Annotated in this window: 20 protein-coding genes; 18 read left to right on the forward strand and 2 right to left on the reverse strand. The window is 34.9% G+C overall.

Annotated features, from left to right (window positions below):
• Positions 1–73 precede the first annotated feature (73 nt).
• The 10 genes from hisB (at position 74) to H2O64_RS09795 (ending at position 9,589) form a co-directional block, all read left to right on the forward strand.
• Entirely contained in the window at positions 74–1,210 is a 1,137-nt protein-coding gene (hisB, locus tag H2O64_RS09750) for a bifunctional histidinol-phosphatase/imidazoleglycerol-phosphate dehydratase HisB (RefSeq protein WP_187562003.1), read from the forward strand.
• A gap of 138 nt (positions 1,211–1,348) precedes the next feature.
• On the forward strand, positions 1,349–1,930 hold the full coding sequence (hisH, locus tag H2O64_RS09755) for an imidazole glycerol phosphate synthase subunit HisH (protein ID WP_187562004.1): 582 nt from the start codon (positions 1,349–1,351) through the stop codon (positions 1,928–1,930).
• 302 nt (positions 1,931–2,232) lie between these two features.
• Positions 2,233–2,952: a 1-(5-phosphoribosyl)-5-[(5-phosphoribosylamino)methylideneamino]imidazole-4-carboxamide isomerase gene (gene hisA / locus H2O64_RS09760; protein ID WP_187562005.1), complete on the forward strand. Its 720-nt coding sequence runs from the start codon at positions 2,233–2,235 to the stop codon at positions 2,950–2,952.
• Positions 2,953–2,956: 4 nt separating this feature from the next.
• Positions 2,957–3,712 (forward strand): imidazole glycerol phosphate synthase subunit HisF, encoded by a 756-nt coding sequence (gene hisF, locus H2O64_RS09765; protein ID WP_187562006.1) that lies wholly within the window; start codon positions 2,957–2,959, stop codon positions 3,710–3,712.
• 242 nt (positions 3,713–3,954) lie between these two features.
• Positions 3,955–4,554, forward strand: coding sequence for a bifunctional phosphoribosyl-AMP cyclohydrolase/phosphoribosyl-ATP diphosphatase HisIE (gene hisIE / locus H2O64_RS09770; protein ID WP_187562007.1), 600 nt, complete (start codon positions 3,955–3,957; stop codon positions 4,552–4,554).
• Positions 4,555–4,812: 258 nt separating this feature from the next.
• Complete coding sequence (locus tag H2O64_RS09775; RefSeq protein WP_187562008.1) at positions 4,813–6,300, forward strand: T9SS type A sorting domain-containing protein; 1,488 nt, start codon at positions 4,813–4,815, stop codon at positions 6,298–6,300.
• 189 nt (positions 6,301–6,489) lie between these two features.
• Entirely contained in the window at positions 6,490–6,915 is a 426-nt protein-coding gene (locus H2O64_RS09780) for a hypothetical protein (protein ID WP_187562009.1), read from the forward strand.
• 234 nt (positions 6,916–7,149) lie between these two features.
• Entirely contained in the window at positions 7,150–8,118 is a 969-nt protein-coding gene (locus H2O64_RS09785; RefSeq protein WP_187562010.1) for a LytR/AlgR family response regulator transcription factor, read from the forward strand.
• 186 nt (positions 8,119–8,304) lie between these two features.
• The gene (locus H2O64_RS09790; protein ID WP_187562011.1) at positions 8,305–8,688 is read left to right on the forward strand and encodes a hypothetical protein; all 384 of its coding nucleotides are present in this window, start codon (positions 8,305–8,307) and stop codon (positions 8,686–8,688) included.
• Positions 8,689–8,800: 112 nt separating this feature from the next.
• Positions 8,801–9,589, forward strand: coding sequence for a tRNA pseudouridine synthase A (locus H2O64_RS09795; RefSeq protein ID WP_187562012.1), 789 nt, complete (start codon positions 8,801–8,803; stop codon positions 9,587–9,589).
• A gap of 459 nt (positions 9,590–10,048) precedes the next feature.
• On the opposite strand, the gene H2O64_RS09800 is transcribed toward H2O64_RS09795, so the two are convergent.
• Positions 10,049–11,350 (reverse strand): DEAD/DEAH box helicase, encoded by a 1,302-nt coding sequence (locus tag H2O64_RS09800; protein WP_187562013.1) that lies wholly within the window; start codon positions 11,348–11,350, stop codon positions 10,049–10,051.
• Positions 11,351–11,666: 316 nt separating this feature from the next.
• Here H2O64_RS09800 and H2O64_RS09805 point away from each other — a divergent pair, with 316 nt between their 5' ends.
• The 4 genes from H2O64_RS09805 (at position 11,667) to H2O64_RS09820 (ending at position 15,802) form a co-directional block, all read left to right on the forward strand.
• Positions 11,667–13,595, forward strand: coding sequence for a LodA/GoxA family CTQ-dependent oxidase (locus H2O64_RS09805; protein ID WP_187562014.1), 1,929 nt, complete (start codon positions 11,667–11,669; stop codon positions 13,593–13,595).
• On the forward strand, positions 13,582–14,691 hold the full coding sequence (locus H2O64_RS09810; RefSeq protein WP_187562015.1) for an NAD(P)/FAD-dependent oxidoreductase: 1,110 nt from the start codon (positions 13,582–13,584) through the stop codon (positions 14,689–14,691). Before H2O64_RS09805 ends, H2O64_RS09810 begins: the two co-directional genes overlap by 14 nt.
• Positions 14,692–14,811: 120 nt before the next feature.
• A complete protein-coding gene (locus H2O64_RS09815) occupies positions 14,812–14,991 on the forward strand; it encodes a hypothetical protein (RefSeq protein ID WP_187562016.1) in 180 nt (59 codons plus the stop codon).
• Between the two features lie 130 nt (positions 14,992–15,121).
• Complete coding sequence (locus H2O64_RS09820) at positions 15,122–15,802, forward strand: DUF2461 domain-containing protein (protein ID WP_187562017.1); 681 nt, start codon at positions 15,122–15,124, stop codon at positions 15,800–15,802.
• Positions 15,803–15,811: 9 nt separating this feature from the next.
• Here H2O64_RS09820 and H2O64_RS09825 read toward each other — a convergent pair whose 3' ends face one another.
• Positions 15,812–16,231, reverse strand: a complete 420-nt coding sequence (locus tag H2O64_RS09825; RefSeq protein ID WP_187562018.1) for a glyoxalase — start codon at positions 16,229–16,231, stop codon at positions 15,812–15,814.
• A 155-nt stretch (positions 16,232–16,386) separates the two neighbouring features.
• On the opposite strand from H2O64_RS09825, the gene H2O64_RS09830 reads away from it, so the two are divergent.
• The 4 genes from H2O64_RS09830 to H2O64_RS09845 all read left to right on the forward strand — a co-directional run bounded on the left by H2O64_RS09830 (position 16,387) and on the right by H2O64_RS09845 (position 20,041).
• Entirely contained in the window at positions 16,387–17,286 is a 900-nt protein-coding gene (locus H2O64_RS09830; RefSeq protein ID WP_187562019.1) for a DUF72 domain-containing protein, read from the forward strand.
• A gap of 105 nt (positions 17,287–17,391) precedes the next feature.
• Positions 17,392–17,793, forward strand: coding sequence for an acyl-CoA thioesterase (locus H2O64_RS09835; RefSeq protein ID WP_187562020.1), 402 nt, complete (start codon positions 17,392–17,394; stop codon positions 17,791–17,793).
• 688 nt (positions 17,794–18,481) lie between these two features.
• Entirely contained in the window at positions 18,482–19,216 is a 735-nt protein-coding gene (locus H2O64_RS09840; protein ID WP_187562021.1) for a hypothetical protein, read from the forward strand.
• A 165-nt stretch (positions 19,217–19,381) separates the two neighbouring features.
• Positions 19,382–20,041 carry a hypothetical protein gene (locus H2O64_RS09845; protein WP_187562022.1) on the forward strand — a complete coding sequence of 220 codons (660 nt, stop codon included), beginning with the start codon at positions 19,382–19,384 and terminating at the stop codon, positions 20,039–20,041.
• The last annotated feature ends 19 nt before the right edge of the window (positions 20,042–20,060 follow it).

A 20,060-nucleotide genomic window follows, 5' to 3' on the forward strand; every position in this document is an offset into this window, starting at 1 on the left:
ACAAGAAAGTAAAATATAAAAAATAGCGCGGTCACTGAGCTTGTCGAAGTGAGAGCGGGAATGAAAAAATATTATGAAAAGAAAAGTACTATTCATAGATCGTGACGGAACGATCATCAAAGAACCGGCAGACGAACAAATTGATAGTTTTGAAAAGCTAGAATTCTATCCGAAAGCAATTTCTGCCTTGCGAAAAATTGCCAACGAACTCGATTTTGAATTGGTGATGATTACCAATCAAGATGGTTTGGGAACGGAAGTATATCCAGAAACTACGTTTTGGCCAGTGCACAACTTTATCATGCAATCACTTAAAAATGAAGAAATTGTATTTGATAATATTGTAATTGATAGAACGTTTGCGAAAGATAATGCACCAACGCGCAAACCAAATACAGGTTTGTTGACAGAATATTTTTCAGAAGAATACGATTTGAAAAACTCATTTGTCATTGGCGATCGTTTGACAGACATCGAATTGGCGAAAAACTTGGGTTCAAAAGGAATTTACATCAACGATGAAACGTTTCTGGGAACAGATGAAATTACGGTAAAACGTTCGGAATTAGATGAATATATTGGTTTAGAATCGAATGATTGGGACGAAATCTATGCGTATCTAAAAGCAAAAGAACGCAAAGCTTCGTTGACACGAAATACGAACGAAACGAAAATTCAAATCGATTTGAATTTAGACGGAACAGGAAAATCGAACATTGATACAGGAATTGCCTTTTTTGATCACATGTTAGATCAAATTTCGCGTCATGGACAATTGGACTTAGATATTACCGTAAAAGGTGATTTAGAAGTTGATGAACATCACACCATTGAAGATACAGCAATTGCGCTAGGAGAAGTGTTCGCGGAAGCGTTAGGAAACAAATTAGGCATTGAACGCTACGGATTCTGTTTGCCAATGGACGATTGTTTAGCGCAAGTAGCCATTGACTTCGGCGGAAGAAATTGGTTGGTTTGGGAAGCAGATTTCAAGCGTGAAATGATTGGAAAGATGCCAACAGAAATGTTTTATCATTTCTTCAAATCGTTTACAGATGGTGCAAAAGCCAATTTAAACATCAAAGCAGAAGGAACCAACGAACATCACAAAATTGAAGCGATCTTCAAATCGTTTGCAAAAGCAATCAAAGCGGCTGTAAAACGTGATGTTGAGAAAATGATTTTGCCATCAACAAAAGGAATGCTTTAGGAAATTCTAAATGTAAAATGCTAAATTTTAAATTAAAAAATCCAATCGCAAAACAAACAAACAAACAAACGAACAAATAGCGAAGCGATCAAATCAGCAAAATCCAATAGCTAACAACCAAAAGCAAAAAGCCAGTTAATGAAAGTAGTCATCATAAATTACGGAGCAGGAAACATACAAAGTATCAAATTTGCACTCAAGCGATTAGGTGTTGATGCGATATTGAGTAATGATGTAGCTGAAATTAGAAACGCAGACAAAGTGATATTTCCGGGCGTAGGCGAGGCGAGTAGTGCGATGAAAAAATTACGTGAAAGCAAACTTGATAAAGTTATTCCAACGTTAACACAACCAGTTTTGGGAATTTGCTTGGGAATGCAACTCATGTGCAATGCTTCTGAAGAAGGAAATACAGAAGGTTTGGGAATTTTTGATACAGATGTCGTTCGTTTTTCGGAAAGTGTCAAAGTGCCACAAATTGGTTGGAATACAGTTCAAAACCTGAGCAGTCCTTTATTTGAAGGCATTCGTGAAAATGAATATATGTATCTGGTTCACAGTTATTACGCTGAAAAATCACCAGAAATGATCGCGGAAAGCGAATATGAACTAAAATACGCTTCTGCATTGCAAAAAGATAATTTTTACGGTGTTCAATTTCACCCAGAAAAAAGTAGTAAAGCAGGGAGTTTATTATTGCAAAATTTTCTAAACTTATAATAGTAAGAAGTCAGAAACGTCACTTCGAGTGATTTTTAGAAATGTTTTACATTGAGCGAAGTCGAAATGAAATGAAGAAAAATTGTACTTCGATAAACTCAGTAGAACTATCGAGAAGCGTTTTGAAACGATAAGGTTTCTCGATACAAAATTCTATCGAATTTCACTCGAAATGACGTAGAACTACTAATTAGGTATAAGTTTTAAACAAACGAACAAACGAACAAATCAACACATCGAGCGCAGTCGAGATAAAGAACAAAACTAACAGCCAAAGGCAAAAAGCTAAAAGCAAAGAAATAATGAGAATCATACCAGCAATAGATATCATCGACGGAAAATGTGTCCGACTCTCCAAAGGTGATTATGATACAAAAAAGATTTACAATGAAAGTCCGTTGGAAGTTGCGAAGCAATTTGAAGATGCTGGCATTCAATACGTGCATATTGTAGATTTGGACGGCGCAAAGGCAAAACATATCGTCAATTACAAAGTATTAGAACAAATAGCGGCGCAAACAACTCTGAAAATTGATTTTGGTGGCGGATTAAAATCGGATGCAGACTTACACATTGCTTTTGAAAGTGGCGCAAAGCAAATCACAGGTGGAAGTATTGCGGTGAAAAATCGTGAATTATTTACACAATGGATTCAAAAATATGGTAGAGAACGCATCATTTTGGGCGCAGATGCTATGGATGAAAAAGTCGCAATTAGCGGTTGGCAAGAAGAAAGTAGCGAAGAATTGATTCCTTTCATTCAAGAATACCTCAAAAAGAACATACAATACGTAATCTGTACAGACATTGCGAAAGACGGAATGTTACAAGGTCCATCATTTGAATTGTATAAACGAATCATTGCGGAATGTGATTCTCGATTGAAATTAATCGCTTCTGGTGGAATTTCCACGTTTGATGAATTGCCAAGATTGAAAGAATTAGGTTGTGAAGGTGTCATTATCGGAAAAGCAATTTACGAAAATAGAATCTCACTCAAACAACTTGAAAAATTAGTATAAAATTATGCTTACAAAACGAATCATTCCGTGTTTGGATATCAAAAACGGACGCACGGTAAAAGGGATCAATTTCGTGAATTTACGCGATGCTGGCGATCCTGTGGAATTGGCTAAAATATACGCCGATGAAGGCGCAGATGAATTGGTTTTCTTAGATATTTCGGCAACGGAAGAACGTAGAAAAACATTGCAAAAATTAGTCTTAGATGTGGCTTCACAAGTAGATATACCATTTACAGTTGGTGGCGGAATTTCTTCTACGGAAGATGTGGATCGTTTGTTACAAGCGGGCGCAGACAAAGTTTCGATCAATTCGGCAGCTGTAAAAAGACCTGAATTAATCAATGAATTGGCTGCTAAATTTGGAAATCAATGTATTGTCGTTGCCATTGATGCCAAACAAATTGATGGCGAATGGATTGTACATTTAGTGGGTGGAAAAGTGCCAACAGACATCAAACTATTCGATTGGGCAAAAGAAGTCGCAGAACGTGGCGCAGGTGAAATTCTATTCACATCCATGGACAACGACGGCACCAAAGATGGTTTTGCCAATGAAGCACTAGCAAAGTTATCCGAAATCGTAAACATTCCAATTATAGCTTCTGGCGGCGCAGGAAATATGAAACATTTCAAAGACACATTCATAGACGGAAAAGCAGATGCGGCGTTGGCTGCGAGCGTATTTCATTTCAAAGAAATTGGCATTCCTGAGTTAAAAGAAAATTTAAAAAGTAATGGAATTAACGTTAGAATATAGGTTTTAAAAACGTCACTTCGAGTGATTTTTCAGAATGGAATGAAGAAAAATTGTATTTGGAAGTACTTTGAAATCATCAAGTTTCTCGATACAGTTTTCTCCGAAAACCACTCGAAATGACGTAGGAATATAAATTTAAAAGTATTTTTCATAACGAACGAATAAACAAATAGCGAAGCGAGCAAACAACAAATCAACAACTAACTTAACAGCCAACGGCAAGAAGCTAAAAGCAAAAAATAATGAACATCAATTTCAATAAAAATAACGACGGGTTAGTTCCTGTGATCATTCAAGATAATAGTACAAAAAACGTATTAATGTTGGGTTACATGAACGAAGAAGCGTATCAAAAAACGGTAGCAACAAACAAAGTAACTTTCTTTAGTAGAACAAAGCAACGTTTGTGGACAAAAGGCGAGGAAAGTGGAAACTTTTTAAACCTAGTGAGTATTCAAAATGATTGTGACGACGATACGTTACTAATCAAAGTGAATCCAGTTGGACCAACCTGTCACAAAGGTTCAGACACGTGTTGGAATGAAGAAAATACAACTTCGTATGGTTTTTTAAGCCAATTAGAAAATACGATTCAAGATCGTAAAGAAAACAAAGAAGATGAAAAAAGTTATGTCGCTTCCTTATTCCGCAAAGGGATGAACAAAATTGCACAAAAAGTTGGAGAAGAAGCGGTTGAAGTTGTCATAGAAGCAAAAGACGATAATGACGATTTATTCTTAAGCGAAAGTGCCGATTTGTTATTTCACTACTTAATCTTATTACAAGCAAAAGGTTTCAAGTTAAATGATATTGTGAATGTGCTAAAAAGCCGCGAGAAGTAGTATGAAATTATAAATATTGAATGTAAAATTTTAAATTGAAAAAAAGTAATTTCTCATAAACTCATAAACTCATAAACTCATAAACTCATAAACTCATAAACTCATAAACCATTACAAGCGTATTTCAATCAGCTATTTTAACTCCATTTGGGTCGTTACTTTCATTCGTCAACTCTTTTATGTTATTCGTCCCTTAATCTAATTTGATATACATTTCTTAGATAGTTTTGTTTAGAAACTTTATAAAATCTAAATAAAATGAAACTAAAACTTTACTTTTTTTTATATCTATTATGCCTGCCAATACTAATGTCTGCTCAGTTTACTCAAATAGCCAGCGATATTGATGGCGAATTTTCTTTTGACGAAAGCGGAGGAGCTGTAGCCATTAGTGCAAATGGAACTATTGTTGCAATCGGAGCTATTGCAAATGACGGAAATGGCACTTTATCTGGTCATGTACGTGTCTTCGAAAAAATTGGTCCAGCTTGGACGCAAATTGGAAATGATATCGATGGAGAATTTCCTGATGATCAATCTGGAGTTTCTGTAGCCATAAACGATGCAGGAACTATTGTTGCCATTGGAGCCGCTAGAAATGATGGTACAGCGACTAATGCCGGACATGTTCGTGTGTATCAAAATATTGGTGGAACTTGGACACAGATTGGAAGCGATATTAACGGAGAAGCTGCTGAAGACCGTTTCGGGATTTCTGTCAGTCTAAACGCTTCTGGAAATATCTTGGCTGTTGGAGCTGATTTGAATGATGGTGCAGGTAGTACTGCAGGGCATGTTCGTGTATATAACAATATTGGAGGAACTTGGACGCAAATTGGAAGCGATATTGATGGGGAAACTATGGATAGCTTTTCTGGCGCATCTGTGAGTCTTAATGATGCTGGAGACATTGTTGCTATTGGAGCTTTTGGAAATAACAGTTTTGCAGGACATGTAAGAGTTTATCAAAATACTGGTGGAACTTGGACTCAGGTTGGAGCTGATATTGACGGAGAAGCTGCTGGTGATCGATCTGGAAGTTCTGTAAGCATAAATGGTACAGGCAATATCCTTGCTATTGGCGCTTTTTTAAACAACAGTCAGCAAGGACATGTACGAATTTACGAAAATAGTGGCGGAACTTGGACTCAAGTTGGAGCTGATATTAACGGGGAAAATAGTGGCGATCGTGCAGGTGGTTCGGTAAGTTTAAATAATGATGGAACTATCGTAGCCATAGGAGCTGTTGCCAATGATGGAGATGGTTTAGGATTAAGTTCTGGTCATGTTCGTGTGTTTGAAAATATTGGCGGAACTTGGACTCAGGTACATAGTGATGTTGATGCAGAAACATCAGGAGATACATTTGGACGTTCTGTAAGTATTAGTAACAATGGAGGCATATTTGCTTCGGGGGCAAACCAAAATGATGGCAATGGATCTAATGCTGGTCATGTACGAGTTTTTCAAAACCCAAGTATATTAAACATCGAAGAAGTATCATTTGCATCACAAATATTTTTAAGCCCAAATCCTGCTTCAGGAAAAACAACATTAAAATTTAATACATCTTTAAAAGACATTAAAGTATCACTTTATGACTTAACTGGAAATCTTGTAAAAACACTGAATGACCATCAAACAGATTTAATGTATCTTGATATTGCTAATTTAGCACAAGGAATGTATTTTGTTCAAATACGCTCAGAAAGCAAGAAGGCTGTACTGAAATTGATTATAAAATAACGAATAATGCTATAGTAGCGCTAGTAATTGGAATCGATTAGTAGCGCTATTTTTAGTAAAGTATCTATCTTAGCTAGAATAATACATAACTACGTGAATCGACAAACGAACCATATTTATTGTTTTTTCTTCCTTTTCTTTTTGATAGGAATTCCCAAATTGTATGGACAAAATATAGGGAACGATTCCTTGAGAAGTACGCATTACACAAAACTTTTTGAGCAAGCAGTAGCTGAAAACAATGAAACACTTCGATTACAGTATTTAGATTCTATAAAGAAACACGCTGAACAATCAGATAGCCAATTCTTAAAACTGAATGCACTCATCTGTGAAATAGATCAGGCTTCTTATCAAAATGATTCTACACTTATTTTTGAACTGTATAATCGTGCTACTTTATTAATCAATAAAAATAACATTCCGTATAGAGATCCTTTGTCTTTAAAATTGGAATTACAGCATAGTAAAAATAAACTCCGTTTTACAAACCTTCCCGCGGATAGTGTTTTAAAAGATTTTCATCGTGTATATGAAGAAGCGTATGCTGCAAAAAATTATATAATTGCTACGGAAGCCATCGGTAGAATAGCATTGCTTTATAGAAACAAATAGGAGCTAGGGAAAGCTATTGCGCATAACCAGATTGAAGTTGAAATTGCCGTAAAAACTGGCGATAGTATTGAAATTGCAGCTTCAAGAATTACGGAACTTGATTTATCGTATCAATTATTACCACGCCCAATTACTTCTGATGAAATAGCCCCACTTATTCAAAAAGGACTTGCCTTAGATACGTATTTGCTAGATAATGGTTTGTTGCATTGGCATCCTTTTTCACAACTATATTTGGCCAAATTTTACATTCATGATCGTAGCTATGATAAAAGCAAAGCTATTTTATTAAACATTTCAGATACCGAAGATACTCGGATTGTATTTTCGAAATATGAACATCTATCTGAAATTGCTAAGACAACTAATAATTTAAACGATTATAGAAAATACATTTCAAAATTCAAGTTTTATGCGTACCAAACACAACGTCCTTTTGTTGCACTAAATGCGAATAACTATTTGCTTGATTATGCTTTAAAAACGAAACAAAAAGATTCTGCAAAACACTATGCAGAACAATTGGAATTGAATTTAAAGCAAGTAGACACTGCTCAATATTTAGACTATATCTATACAACGTATCAGACATTAAGCACTTATTATACAGGGTTTAACCTAGATGCTGAACGTAAGTATAAAGCGTATACGAATGCAACAAGTAAACAGATCATTAACAATCAAAAAAAGGCATTAACTGAAATATTGCATTTTAAGGATGAACGAAATCAACTCCAGGTTGAAAACCAACAACTTTTCGATTCTTTATCTTTTACTCAAAAGAACTTTTTCATTGTCTTACTGATCGTTCTGCTTTTATCCATTTCCGTATTTATTGTCCTTAATCGAAATAAAAAATACAAGGAATTGGTGACCATAATAGAGGAAGAAAAACATATTATTGCTGAAAAAGTGGCTCGAAAAAATATTGTTTTAAATAATAAAACTACACTGTATTTGGATGAGATTAAATACTTAAAATCTGATCGGAATTATGTAGAATTTCATGTGAATGGTAAAAATATTGTTGATCGGAATAAATTGTCTTCAGTGATGAAATTACTTCCTCCAAATTTCATAAAAGTGCATCGGTCATATATTATCAACAAAAACTTTATCAAATCACGTACGAGTACTGTAATTACACTAGATCCTGATATTGAAATTCCACTATCGAGATCTTATAAAGGAAATGTAAATTAATAACTCGTAGCTTTTTGAGGCAGATATTTCCTTAAATCAACTCATAAACTAGCAAATAACGAAGAGCGAAGCAACCAAATAAAAAAATCAACAAAAAACCACGAGCAAAGCGAGTAATCAACTATCAACAAAATTATCCTTTCTGCAAAATTTAAAGTATCATTGTACTGTCTTTAGCAAAAAATCATGTTCGAACAATTATTTTACAAAGCGATTCTAAGTTACAAATCGCAACCAAAAAAACGAAAGCACCAAAAGCTAATATCGTTGGCAACGCAATACATTACAGCAGTTCACTTGGGTCTTTTGTGTGTGTTATGCATCATTTTAGTGCGAGCAACCAACAGTAGTTTTTTGAGATTCTATGATATTTATACACCAATAGGATACTTTATTTTAGCAGGAATTGCACTCTATATTTTCAATTCGCTATTCTTTAATGGAAAACGCCTGTTGCAGATAAAAAATAATGCCATTAAAGAAAACACAAAAGGTACTGAAGTTTGGAAACTCTGGATGATTCCCTTAGTGCTTTTTGGTTTAAGTTTCATCTTATTCAAAACAACCTAAATTAGTTTTGATTTATCAGTATTGAGAAGCTTCTAGACAAAACAAACAACCAAAAACCTGTCACATCGAGCGCAGTCGAGATGCAAACCCAAAAACCAAAACAATAAAAAAATTGCAAAGAAAACGTTATTACTATCTCATCACATTACAATACTTAGGATTTCGCTATCACGGTTGGCAAAAACAACCTGAAGTGAATACGGTGCAACGTATGACAGAACGTACATTAGCGTATGTATTTGGACATAAAAATTTCAAATTATTAGCTTCTGGTCGCACCGATGCGAAAGTTTCAGCAAATGAAATCGCGATTGAATTATTCCTAGACAATGAAACGCTTAATATTCCTGAATTTTTACCGCTTTTCAATCAAAACTTACCGCAAGACATTCGCGCATTAGCGATTACGGAAACAGATGAGAAATTCAACATCATTCAGCATCCGAAAGTAAAAGAATATATCTATCTATTTGCATTTGGAGAAAAATACCATCCGTTTGCAGCACCTTATATGACCAATGTTTTAGGTGATTTAGATCTCGAATTGATGAAAAAAGGAGCAAAGCTCTTTGAAGGTAATCACTACTTAAAAACCTATTGCTACAAACCAACAGAACATACCATTTTAGAAGGTGAAATAGAATTGTGTGAAATTGTAAAAAACGATATCTATACAGCAAATTTCTTTCCAGAAAATAGTTATGTATTGCGTGTAAAAGGTGCAGGATTCAAGCGACATCAAATTCGCATGATGATGGGAACCTTAATCCTATTAGGAAAACACGAACTCGATGTAGACTTCATCAAGCGTTCGTTATTGCCAGATTCTACACTAGAAGTCAATTACATTGCGCCAGCTTCCGGTTTAATGCTTCATAAAATGACGTTTAAAGATTTGTAAATGCTAAATATTGAATTATTAGATGAAAAAGTGTTCCTCGATACAATTTTCTTCGAAAATTACTCGAAAAAACGTTTGGTTCACTATTAAAATTAATTTCTCATAAACTCACAACTTTCACACTGAGCAAAGTTGAAGTGCAACAACCTTCAATTCATAAACCAACGGTGTAGCTCTTTGTTTTTGGATGTTTTATAATCTAATTTTATGTTTAGTATTAATTTAAAACTCAAAAACATGTTAGAAAAATTCAAAACACAAATCATTGAAAATCCACACAATATTCAAGGTGGAACAGCAGACGCACAAGACATTATCATTACGGATGATCTTGGATAATCTGAAAAGTATAAAAGAGGTTTTCAAAAAGCCTCTTTTATTTAAAATCTAATCTTACAAAGAGTCCAACAGCGAAGCGTTCCAAGAGATTCCGCCTTCGCGGAAACGAGTCAAAGTAGTCTAATAGCGTCTTCTCCTAGAATTCGGTTTCTTCTTCTTAGCAGAACTATCTGTATTAGAATTCGAATTTTTATTTCTTTGGCTATTGCCAGAATTTCCTTTTGATTGCTGTTTAGGCTTTCGAGAAGGTCGTTGTCCACGTTTCTCTGGTTCTGGTGGTGTATAATTTGGATCTGCTTCAAAACCTTCAATCTCTTCCGATTCTAGTTTATGACCTAACAATTTCTCAATTCCACGTACATAATCATACTCTTCCGCAGAAACTAACGAAATTGCTTCTCCACTTGCACCAGCACGTCCTGTACGACCAATTCTATGGACATAATCTTCAGGAATATTTGGCAATTCATAATTCACCACATGTGGTAACAATGGAATATCCAAACCACGCGCGGCAATATCTGTCGCAACTAAAATACGAACGGTTCCTTTCTTAAAACCATCTAAAGCTTTCGTACGAGCGTTCTGTGTTTTATTTCCATGAATGGCAGCCGAACTAATATTATTAGAAATTAACTTCTTACTCAATCGGTTAGCACCATGTTTTGTTCGTGTAAACACCAAAACCTGACTCCAATCGCCTTCAGAAATCAATTTAATTAACAAATCAGATTTTCGAGGTTTATCAACTCTATATGCTTTCTGAATAACTTTCTCCGCAGTAGTATTCTCAGGTGTTGCCTTCACCGAAACAGGGTTGTTTAAAATAGTTTGCGCCAACGTTTTAATCTCTTTTGAGAATGTTGCCGAAAACAATAAATTCTGACGTTTCTTTGGAACTAAGGCAAGTACACGTTTAATATCGCGCAAAAATCCCATATCCAACATACGATCGGCTTCATCTAAAACTAAAATTTCGACTTTCGCTAATGACAATGCTCCTTGACTTTGCAAATCGAGCAATCTTCCGGGTGTCGCAACTAAAATATCCACACCATTTCGTAAAGTTGAAATTTGTGGTCTTGCATTCACACCACCAAAAATAACGGTAGAACGAATATCTAAAAACATACTATATTCTTGTACGTTGGCATATATCTGTGCAGCTAATTCACGCGTTGGCGTTAAAATTAACGTTCTGATAGGTCTTCTGCGTTGTGGCGGATGTTCTGACAATAATTGTAATATTGGCAATGTAAAACCTGCTGTTTTTCCTGTCCCAGTTTGGGCGGAAGCCAACACATCTTTACCTTCTAATACTAATGGAATTGCTTTTGCTTGAATGGTAGAAGGCTCAGTATAGCCTTTTTTGCTGATTGCACGTAATAATGCATCAGATAATCCTAATGATTTAAATGACATAAAAATTGTTTGTGAAATGACAATCTTTATGATAAAACCTCATTTCCTTTTGAATGCGCAAGGTACGCTTAATTTTTATCACAAGCATGGTTTCTTTATATTATGAAATAAGCATAATTTGAAACCTCAATAGTAGTCCAAATTAATATTTTTCGAATTTCATCTGACAAACAAAAAACGAGTACAAGTACGCATTGTATATCTTATAGATTTAAACTATTTTACATTCTTAAAATGATTCCTTCAATAACTTATGATATTGATAATTATAAAGATTTTATAGAAGTAAAAAATTATATAACCAACTTTTAAACCTATGAACACAAACGAAATTAGTAGCGTAGCTATTTATCCTCCGATTGGAATATCCCGAATAGGGAATTCTGATGAGTATTTTTTTGCACCAGACTTACCTGGCGTTGAAATTAAGCCTAAAGGCGGCTACAAAGACAAAAAAGGACGTGTAAAAAAGCAAGTTGCACGTTTTAGAATCTATGCTTTTGATAAAAATGGCAACCCACTAGGAGAAATTACAGAAACGAAAGAAAGTAACATTCAGTGGCGTTTGGACGTTGCCAATGTAAAATCGGCTTGGTATATGTTTAACAATGCATTGGATTTACCCGGCGCAGGAATTCCTTCAGCATACAGAAATTCAAGCATTACAGGAGATGATAGAGAACAATTGGCAATTACGCCGACACCCGTAAGCATTACTGGAAAAAATGAAAAAGGAAAGAAATATAATTTTAATGATGGACGGTTCTTTGGTAAAAAAGTAAAACTCGGTCATGTAGAAACGGACGATGAAGGTCGATTATTATTTTTTGGTGGCGATGGAAAATCCGCTTCAGAAGATAACAAACCTGCAATTACATTCGCAAACAATGAAGGCTGGCATGATGATACCTGTGATGGAGTTGTCCGTGCTACGGTAACTATCAACGGGAAAAAGTTTGAAGCTGAACCTGGAAATGTTGCGGTAACGCCACCAAACTTTGGTCCAGGACTGTACGGAGTTGTCACGATGAATGATGTAGTTCAAGACTTATTCATTCGTGAAATGAACTATCCAGATCCTGCAGCGAAAGGAGTTGTATTCTGGGAACATATCTATCCAATGTTAAGAAGAATGACCGATACGCAATGGGTAAACTCAGGTTTCTTTATGTTATTTGGTAAAAATTCTCCTTCAGACTTTACAAATCCTGAATTAGTAAAACAATTGGCAAGTCCTTTAGCAGGTGCGCAAACATTGCGTACGCGTGTGTTTGAATGGTTCCGCAATCCAGATTCTAACGAATATACACCTGAAAAAGTACCACCATTCTATGGAGATGGATTTGGCGAATATGATAAAATTGCCATTGTCGATTTACCAATCACACGCACACAATATGCACGTTTAGAAAAATGGGCAAATGGTGATTTCAAAACAGGAAAACCACAAAAACAGGTTCCATTTGATGAATTATCACCAGCACAGCAAGTAAATGCATTAAATCAAGCTCCAATGGAAGAATGCTTAGGCGGTCCTTTTCATCCTGGAATTGAGCTTACTTGGCCAATGCGCGTGAAAGAAATGTGGAAAAAACCATATCGCTTAAATGTTGTCAAAGAAGGCGAAGCAACCGAATTGAACTTCGGACCCTTACTCTCACCAGCAATTGCTTTAGGAAAAGATGGACCATTATCTAAAAGTGGACCAGGCGCATTAACACGTTGGTTAGGTGTTCCTTGGCAAACGGATGAAGCAAGTTGTTTATCTGGTTATGATGTAACGACTTATTTACCATTGCCATCATTTTGGGCAGCACGTGTACCAAATCAAATATTAAGTGAAGATAGTTATGTACGCAGCATACAAGCTGGAAAACTAAACATAGCACAACGTTTAAAACATTTTGATTACCGTCAAGATTGGTTGCGTGATTTAGGAACTGTGTACCAAACGAAAATCAACTTAATGATTTCAGAATGGCACGAATTGGGAATCATTACAAAAACGGAAGATGACGCTTCAAATAATGAACAAGGTTTCTTGCCAGATGTAGTTTGGAAAGAAACAGGACGTGATTTCCATACTGATGAAGTTGATGCAACTTTTGCGCAAGTATTAAGAGCAGAAACTATTGAAGATGACGAAAAAGTGAAAGCGAAACGTTTATTACAAGCAACAAAAGCGGCTGATAAATCATCGGAAAGCAAACGAAAAAGAAGATCATTCTCACGTGGAGAACGATAAGCATAGATATCAAGCAATTATAGTTGGTGGCGGTCCTGCAGGAATCGCCACCGCTATTACTTTGTGTGCAAAAGGCATTCATTGTTGTGTGGTAGAAGCGCATAAAACACCAATTCGGAAATCGGGAGAAGCCATTCCACCAAATGCGAAACCTTTACTAAAACAATTAGGGATTTTATCCTTGGCGGAAAACAAAAAACATACAGTCTATTACGGAAATAAAAGTTGTTGGGGAAGCGATCGTTTGGAAGAAAAAGAATTCATTGCTGACCGATTGGGACCTGGTTTTTTGTTAGATCGATTGCACTTTGAAACACAATTGCAAAACTTGTATAAAAACACAAATGCTTCATTTTATAGTGGTTTCAAGCTTAAAAAAGTAGTTTCTGGCGAAAAAGAAGTCATTGCTACCATTGAAAACGATGCGGAAACCATCACGCTGAAAAGTAGTTTTATTGTGGATGCAACTGGCAGAAAAGCATCGGTTTGTAGACATTTAGGCGTTCAAAAAGAAAATTTAGATACACAGTTTGCCATCACGTTTAACGTGAAACTATCATCAGAAATTCCACATGAAATTAGTGTAGAAGCCACTGAAAATGGTTGGTGGTATGTAGCGCCTTTTGCTAAAAATGAAGTCACAATGATGTTTTTTACACTCAAAGAGCTCATTCCCGCTAAGGAAAACTTAAAAACATTTCTTCAAGACGAATTACAAAATACCATTCATCTCTCAAAAACGATTCAAAATATTGAAATAGAAAGCACTAAAATAATGCCTGCTGGTACTAGTTGTTTGCAAATTCCGTTTGGGAAAAACTGGTTAGCAGTTGGTGATGCTGCATATTCTTTTGATCCAATATCTTCGTATGGAATTACATCTGCATTGGCATCTGGATTTTATGGCGGACATGCTGTGGCAGATTTTCTACACGGAAAACAAGAAGCATTGGATGTGTATCGCTATGTGGTAGAAAATGCGTTTCAGGCGTATTTGCACAAATTAATCGCACATTATGATTTGGAAAAAAGATGGGAGCAAAGCCAATATTGGACAAATCGTTTGGCTGTCTTTAAATCAGAAACTGCTTCTTGAAACAAAAAATGAATCACTATTCACTGATCGTGAGAATTTATAAATAGTCACATGTCTTGTTTTTTAGTCTTATTAGGATGGCGTACTCTTGGTTTATTATTAACTTCAAAATCATAAATCATGAAGAAACGAAATCTTAAAAGCTTACTTCTTAAAAAAGAAAAAGTCTCAAAACTTTCTGTAAATAGCATAAATGGTGGCGGAGCAGCGAGTTCTGTTGGCCCAACATGTGTTATTATAACGGTAATATGGTGTCCAACAATTCATTGTTCGGAAGGAGTTTGTGGAAGTATCCCATAGGATAATTTTTGATATTCTAAAAGCGAACATTCAGTGTTCGCTTTTAAACTTGTAAAGTAATTGCAAATCCAAATACGTGATATTTTTGGTGAAACTAATTATTTTGTACATTAGTAAAAAAACAAAAATAATGCACGAAACAATCCCTCGCGAAACCTTTTCTTTTTTAAAAAGACTACAGAAAAATAATAACAGAGAATGGTTTACTGAAAACAAAAAAGAATTCAAAGAGATTGAAAATGAAGTAAAACAATTTTACAATCAATTATCAGAACATCTAAATAAACACGATAAGATTGATAAAGTAAAAGTATTCCGCATTTACCGTGATGTGCGCTTTTCAAAAGATAAAACGCCTTATAAAACACATCTTGGCGGTAGTTTTAACAGAGTAAAACCTGAGCTTCGTGGAGGATATTATCTACATATTGCACCAAATGATGAATCATTTATTGCGACAGGATTTTGGGAGCCAAATAAAGATGATTTAATGCGCATTCGGAAAGAAATCGAAATGGATGCTACTGAAATTAGAAAGATTATTACCGAAAAATCATTCAAAAATGTTTGGGGCGAACTTGTTGGAGATGAATTGAAAACGGCTCCTAGAGGATTTGACAAAGAACACGTTGCGATTGATTTAATCAAAAAGAAACAATTTATATTCACCAAGAAATTTACGGACAAAGAAGTAAATTCGTCTGACTTTATGACAAAAGTGGATGACAGTTTTAAAGCAATTCGCCCATTTTTTAATTATATGAGCGAAGTGCTAACTACCGATTTAAACGGTGTTTCATTGTTGGAGTAATTAAATAGCTTACACAACCGCGCTCAACACCTCGTTTTTCTCAAAAAGAAGCACATGATCTTTCAATCGTTCCGTAATAATATTCATCATTCGTTTATTTAACGAAGACGAATTTTCAATGTATAAATCATACTCTTCTAGGGTAAACTGCCCAATGATCATACCTTTGACTGAATTTCGAAACTTCATATCTTTCTGAATCGCATTTTCAATATACAGCAATCGCTTTTCTGTGGATAATCCGTGAAATACATTTTTATGTTTCTGAATATAATTTCGGAAAACAGCAATTAATAATGGACTTTGAAGCTTAATTACAGGACGTAAAGTTGTGTTTTGAAAGCGCTCGTCTTTAGACATATTCTCAGAAAGTAACTTTGAGGAAATCTGAGGTCGCGCTTTTACTAAATCGTTTTCTCGATCGTTCATGACAATAAGTTTTATTAAATTTAAAAATAATAACCTTGATAATGAACAGGTTATCAACAACTTGTTAACCGATTTATTAACAGCGATAAAATAGGGAAATCAATTATATTTTGACTAAGAAATCCTTATTTTTATGGTTGAAAAAATACAGACGCATGCAATTTGGAAAAGTAACCAATCCTGAAAATATAGATTTCACCTTACCGGAGAATCATCCAGAAACTGAAGTAGTTTTACAATCGTACAAAAATGACGCAACACCTTCTATTTATGTTGGTTGTGCCAAATGGAACAAACAAGATTTAAAAGGATTTTATCCACGAGGCACAAAAGATGAATTGCAATACTATGCGTCACAATTCAATTCCATAGAACTCAACGCCACCTTTTACCGCATGTTTCCAGCGGAACAATTTGAAAAATGGCGTGATAAAACACCCGATAACTTTCGATTTTTCCCGAAAATAACACAAGAAATCAGTCATTGGAAACGCCTGCAAGCCACAGAATCATTGGTAGATCAGTATATATTCAATGCAACACACTTACAAGAAAAACTCGGAACCATCTTTTTGCAAATGCATTCCAACTTTTCTCCAAAAGACTTTGAAAGAGTTGTGCAATTTGCTGAGTTCTGGCCAAAAGAAGTGCCATTAGCCATAGAATTTAGACATCCAGATTGGTATAATGATGAAAAAATTGCAAACGAATTATACCATCTATTGCAAGAAAACAATATTGCCAACGTATTGGTCGATACGGCAGGAAGGCGTGATATTATGCACATGCGCATGACAAATAATGAAGCATTTATTCGTTATGTGGGCGCAAACCATGAAAGTGATTATTCACGTTTGGACGATTGGGTTGATCGTTTGGAACAATGGATTGATTACGGTTTGCAAAACATTCACTTTTTCATTCATCAAAACCTGGAAGTAGAATCGCCATTGCTTTCTGCATACTTCATCAAAAAGCTCAATGAGCGATTGCACACAAGCTTAACAGTTCCAAAAACAATTTTGCCTCCACAAAAACCACAAACCTTGTTTTAGGGTACATTCAATCATCATCAAAAGAACTGAAACCTATATAAACAAACTCTATTTAAAATCTAAAAATAGGGGCGAAGGAAACCGTATTTTCACAAAAAATAAAGCATGAAATTTCACACTAGAAAATGGGTTAAACCCGAAGATCTGAACCCTAATGGAACATTATTTGGTGGTCGATTGTTAGCTTGGATTGATGAAGAAGCGGCGTTATACGCTATTATTCAGCTTGAAAACCCTAAAGTTGTTACAAAATATATCTCGGAAATTGACTTTCGCAGTTCTGCCAGAAAAGGAGATATTGTTGAAATTGGCATTGAGGTAGTAAAATTTGGAAAATCGTCAATTACATTAAAATGTGAAGTACGAAACAAAATGACACACGAAACCATTTTAACCGTTGATAATATTGTCATGGTAAATCTTGATAAAGACGGCAATGCATTGCAACACGGCAAACAACAAGTAGAATTTGTGAAAGACCGATTGGATTCAAAATTGAACAGATAAATAACCCTAAAGTTAAAGTATAAAAAAAGAGAAACGTAAAGTTTCTCTTTTTTTAGTTTACGAATATGATAAAGCGTACGCTTGTGTGTTTTAAAAAAAGTGAGAAATTTAGTTAAATAACTGAGAAAAATATATTTATAGAGAATATAATTTCTTACAAAAAATAAAAAGTAGTAGGTTTGCAGTTCAGCAATACTATAAAAAACTTTAACTAGTTTTTATGAGCCCGATTCTTTATTGGGCTCTTTTTTTAGTATCTTTAAAAGGAAAAACATTAACAATCAATTTGCTGTTTAGTTAATATTTTCGCACACTGGTCAATTCGGCTTAAATATATTGACCAGATAGCGTTCTTAATGTAAAAGTTAAGGACGTTTTTTATTGTTAGTTAAATTAATAGTCTACAAAAACATTTAAACAGTACTTTCTCTCATTTCATCGTAACTTAAAGTTTTATGGGCGTTTTTTAACTTAACAAAGTGAGAATAGTTGCACTTTTGACATGTTATTGTGATACATCACAAAACAAGATCCCCCTAAACCCCGAAAGAGAGCCTTGCGCTCTCTTTCCTTTTTATATACCATTTTGAAGAATCAGAAAAAGAAATTAACAAATTGATTGTTAAAAAAAATAGTTTCTAATCTGAATAAGATTACTTAAATATGCAGTCCATAAGCATTCCCCTATATGAAAGTTGTTCAAACGATTCCTGTATATAACAGAAAAAGTAAACGTGTTACGAGTCTTAAAATTTCTGATTTTCAGTCTATTAAAAATGAAGATGAAGAGTTTTTTGACGTGCAAGGTGATTTTGTCATCATAAAAGATCGTTTTTTTAGAGCGCCGCATTTGGTGAAACCATGGACTTTTTGGATAGAAAATGGCAAACCACAAACTGTTCCAACAGAAAATATAACACATACAAAAGTACTTTTTACGGTAGAAGCGCCCGATAAAAATGAATTTGACTATAAAAATGAGTTTCGCGCTATGAATCCGCTTGCAGGATATTTTCAAAGTTTTAAAACTGGTTTTTTAGAATTGATGAACCAAATCGCGTCTAGCGAAATCACTAATTTTGAAGTCACATTTTATACCTTAGTTCCGTATCAAACTTCATTACATTACTTACTAGGGAAAACAGGAAGCAACCAAACACGCTTGAATTTTTGGTTTTATGGTTGGATTAATCTTAAGTATAGAAACGATTTCATGAACTATTTGAAACGATATGAGTTCGATTACTATGTCAACGGAAGTACGCGTGCGTTTAAAGGTGTTATATCGCAAGAACTCTCGCGTGTGATTGATGTAGAGTACCAAGTGCATCATCCAAATAGTGGTTTTTGGAAGCGAAAAGACATCAATTTGGGAATCAAAAAAATCGTTCATTTAGAACTTACAGCGATTTCTTGGACTTAAGCAGTTCAATAGTGGAATGATAATTGTGTGTTAACATCTGAAATTGTCATTAAAAAATACGTACTATTGTAGTACATATTTGCAATTGATCAGAAAATATAAATGTTGTTTCCAAAATACATACAAACAAAATTTCGCATAGTAGCTATTTTCATCCTTGTTGGGATGTTTGCTATGCATGGTCAAAAAGATACGACTAAAAACAAAACTACAGATGTTGACATTACGAAAGGTCGCATCAAATTACCATTTCCTAAGCTCAAAGAACCTTTAAAGCCGAAAGAGAAAGCTCCTAATTTTATGGAGTTCAAAATACCAAGTTTATTGGTGAACAAACGTACAACTTTGATAAAATTGCCCGAATCGAAACGCACTTCCTTAAAAGAAGAAAAAGAAGTTTACTTTACAGGAGAAGAGCAATTTGTAACGCGGAATAAAGAATTTGAGCGCAAACTGAATAACAAAGACAAAGAAATTCGTCCCGAATATAAAGTAGTGCAATACTTAGGTGATTTTAGAAGCAATGGAAAATTTGTTGAAATTGTGTGTAGAGATCACGAATTTGTTGATGGCGATCGCGTTCGTGTGTATGTAAATGATGTGATTGTAGCCGACAACATCCGATTGGAAGCTGCTTATAAAAAAATAAATGTAACCTTAGAAAAAGGATTCAACAAAATAGATTTTCAGGCGTTAAATCAAGGTTCTTCTGGACCAAATACCGCCGAATTCCGCGTATATAATGACAAAGGAGAACTCATTTCTGCAAACGAGTGGAACCTTACTACGGGCATTAAAGCTACTATGATTATTGTGAAAGAGTAAACTAGACTTCTTGGACTTA

It is taken from the genome of Kordia aestuariivivens (assembly GCF_014397005.1).
GTDB lineage: Bacteria > Bacteroidota > Bacteroidia > Flavobacteriales > Flavobacteriaceae > Kordia > Kordia aestuariivivens.

Excerpts from the sequence above, each read along its gene's own strand:
- H2O64_RS09790 (WP_187562011.1), top strand. The coding sequence starts at position 8,305 with ATGTTCGAACAATTATTTTACAAAGCGATTCTAAGTTACAAATCGCAA.
- hisA (WP_187562005.1), top strand. The coding sequence starts at position 2,233 with ATGAGAATCATACCAGCAATAGATATCATCGACGGAAAATGTGTCCGA.
- H2O64_RS09835 (WP_187562020.1), top strand. The coding sequence starts at position 17,392 with ATGAAATTTCACACTAGAAAATGGGTTAAACCCGAAGATCTGAACCCT.
- H2O64_RS09845 (WP_187562022.1), top strand. The coding sequence starts at position 19,382 with ATGTTTGCTATGCATGGTCAAAAAGATACGACTAAAAACAAAACTACA.
- H2O64_RS09820 (WP_187562017.1), top strand. The coding sequence starts at position 15,122 with ATGCACGAAACAATCCCTCGCGAAACCTTTTCTTTTTTAAAAAGACTA.
- H2O64_RS09815 (WP_187562016.1), top strand. The coding sequence starts at position 14,812 with ATGAAGAAACGAAATCTTAAAAGCTTACTTCTTAAAAAAGAAAAAGTC.
- H2O64_RS09840 (WP_187562021.1), top strand. The coding sequence starts at position 18,482 with ATGAAAGTTGTTCAAACGATTCCTGTATATAACAGAAAAAGTAAACGT.
- hisF (WP_187562006.1), top strand. The coding sequence starts at position 2,957 with ATGCTTACAAAACGAATCATTCCGTGTTTGGATATCAAAAACGGACGC.
- hisIE (WP_187562007.1), top strand. The coding sequence starts at position 3,955 with ATGAACATCAATTTCAATAAAAATAACGACGGGTTAGTTCCTGTGATC.
- H2O64_RS09800 (WP_187562013.1), bottom strand. The coding sequence starts at position 11,350 with ATGTCATTTAAATCATTAGGATTATCTGATGCATTATTACGTGCAATC.
- H2O64_RS09825 (WP_187562018.1), bottom strand. The coding sequence starts at position 16,231 with ATGAACGATCGAGAAAACGATTTAGTAAAAGCGCGACCTCAGATTTCC.
- H2O64_RS09805 (WP_187562014.1), top strand. The coding sequence starts at position 11,667 with ATGAACACAAACGAAATTAGTAGCGTAGCTATTTATCCTCCGATTGGA.
- hisB (WP_187562003.1), top strand. The coding sequence starts at position 74 with ATGAAAAGAAAAGTACTATTCATAGATCGTGACGGAACGATCATCAAA.
- H2O64_RS09830 (WP_187562019.1), top strand. The coding sequence starts at position 16,387 with ATGCAATTTGGAAAAGTAACCAATCCTGAAAATATAGATTTCACCTTA.
- hisH (WP_187562004.1), top strand. The coding sequence starts at position 1,349 with ATGAAAGTAGTCATCATAAATTACGGAGCAGGAAACATACAAAGTATC.
- H2O64_RS09775 (WP_187562008.1), top strand. The coding sequence starts at position 4,813 with ATGAAACTAAAACTTTACTTTTTTTTATATCTATTATGCCTGCCAATA.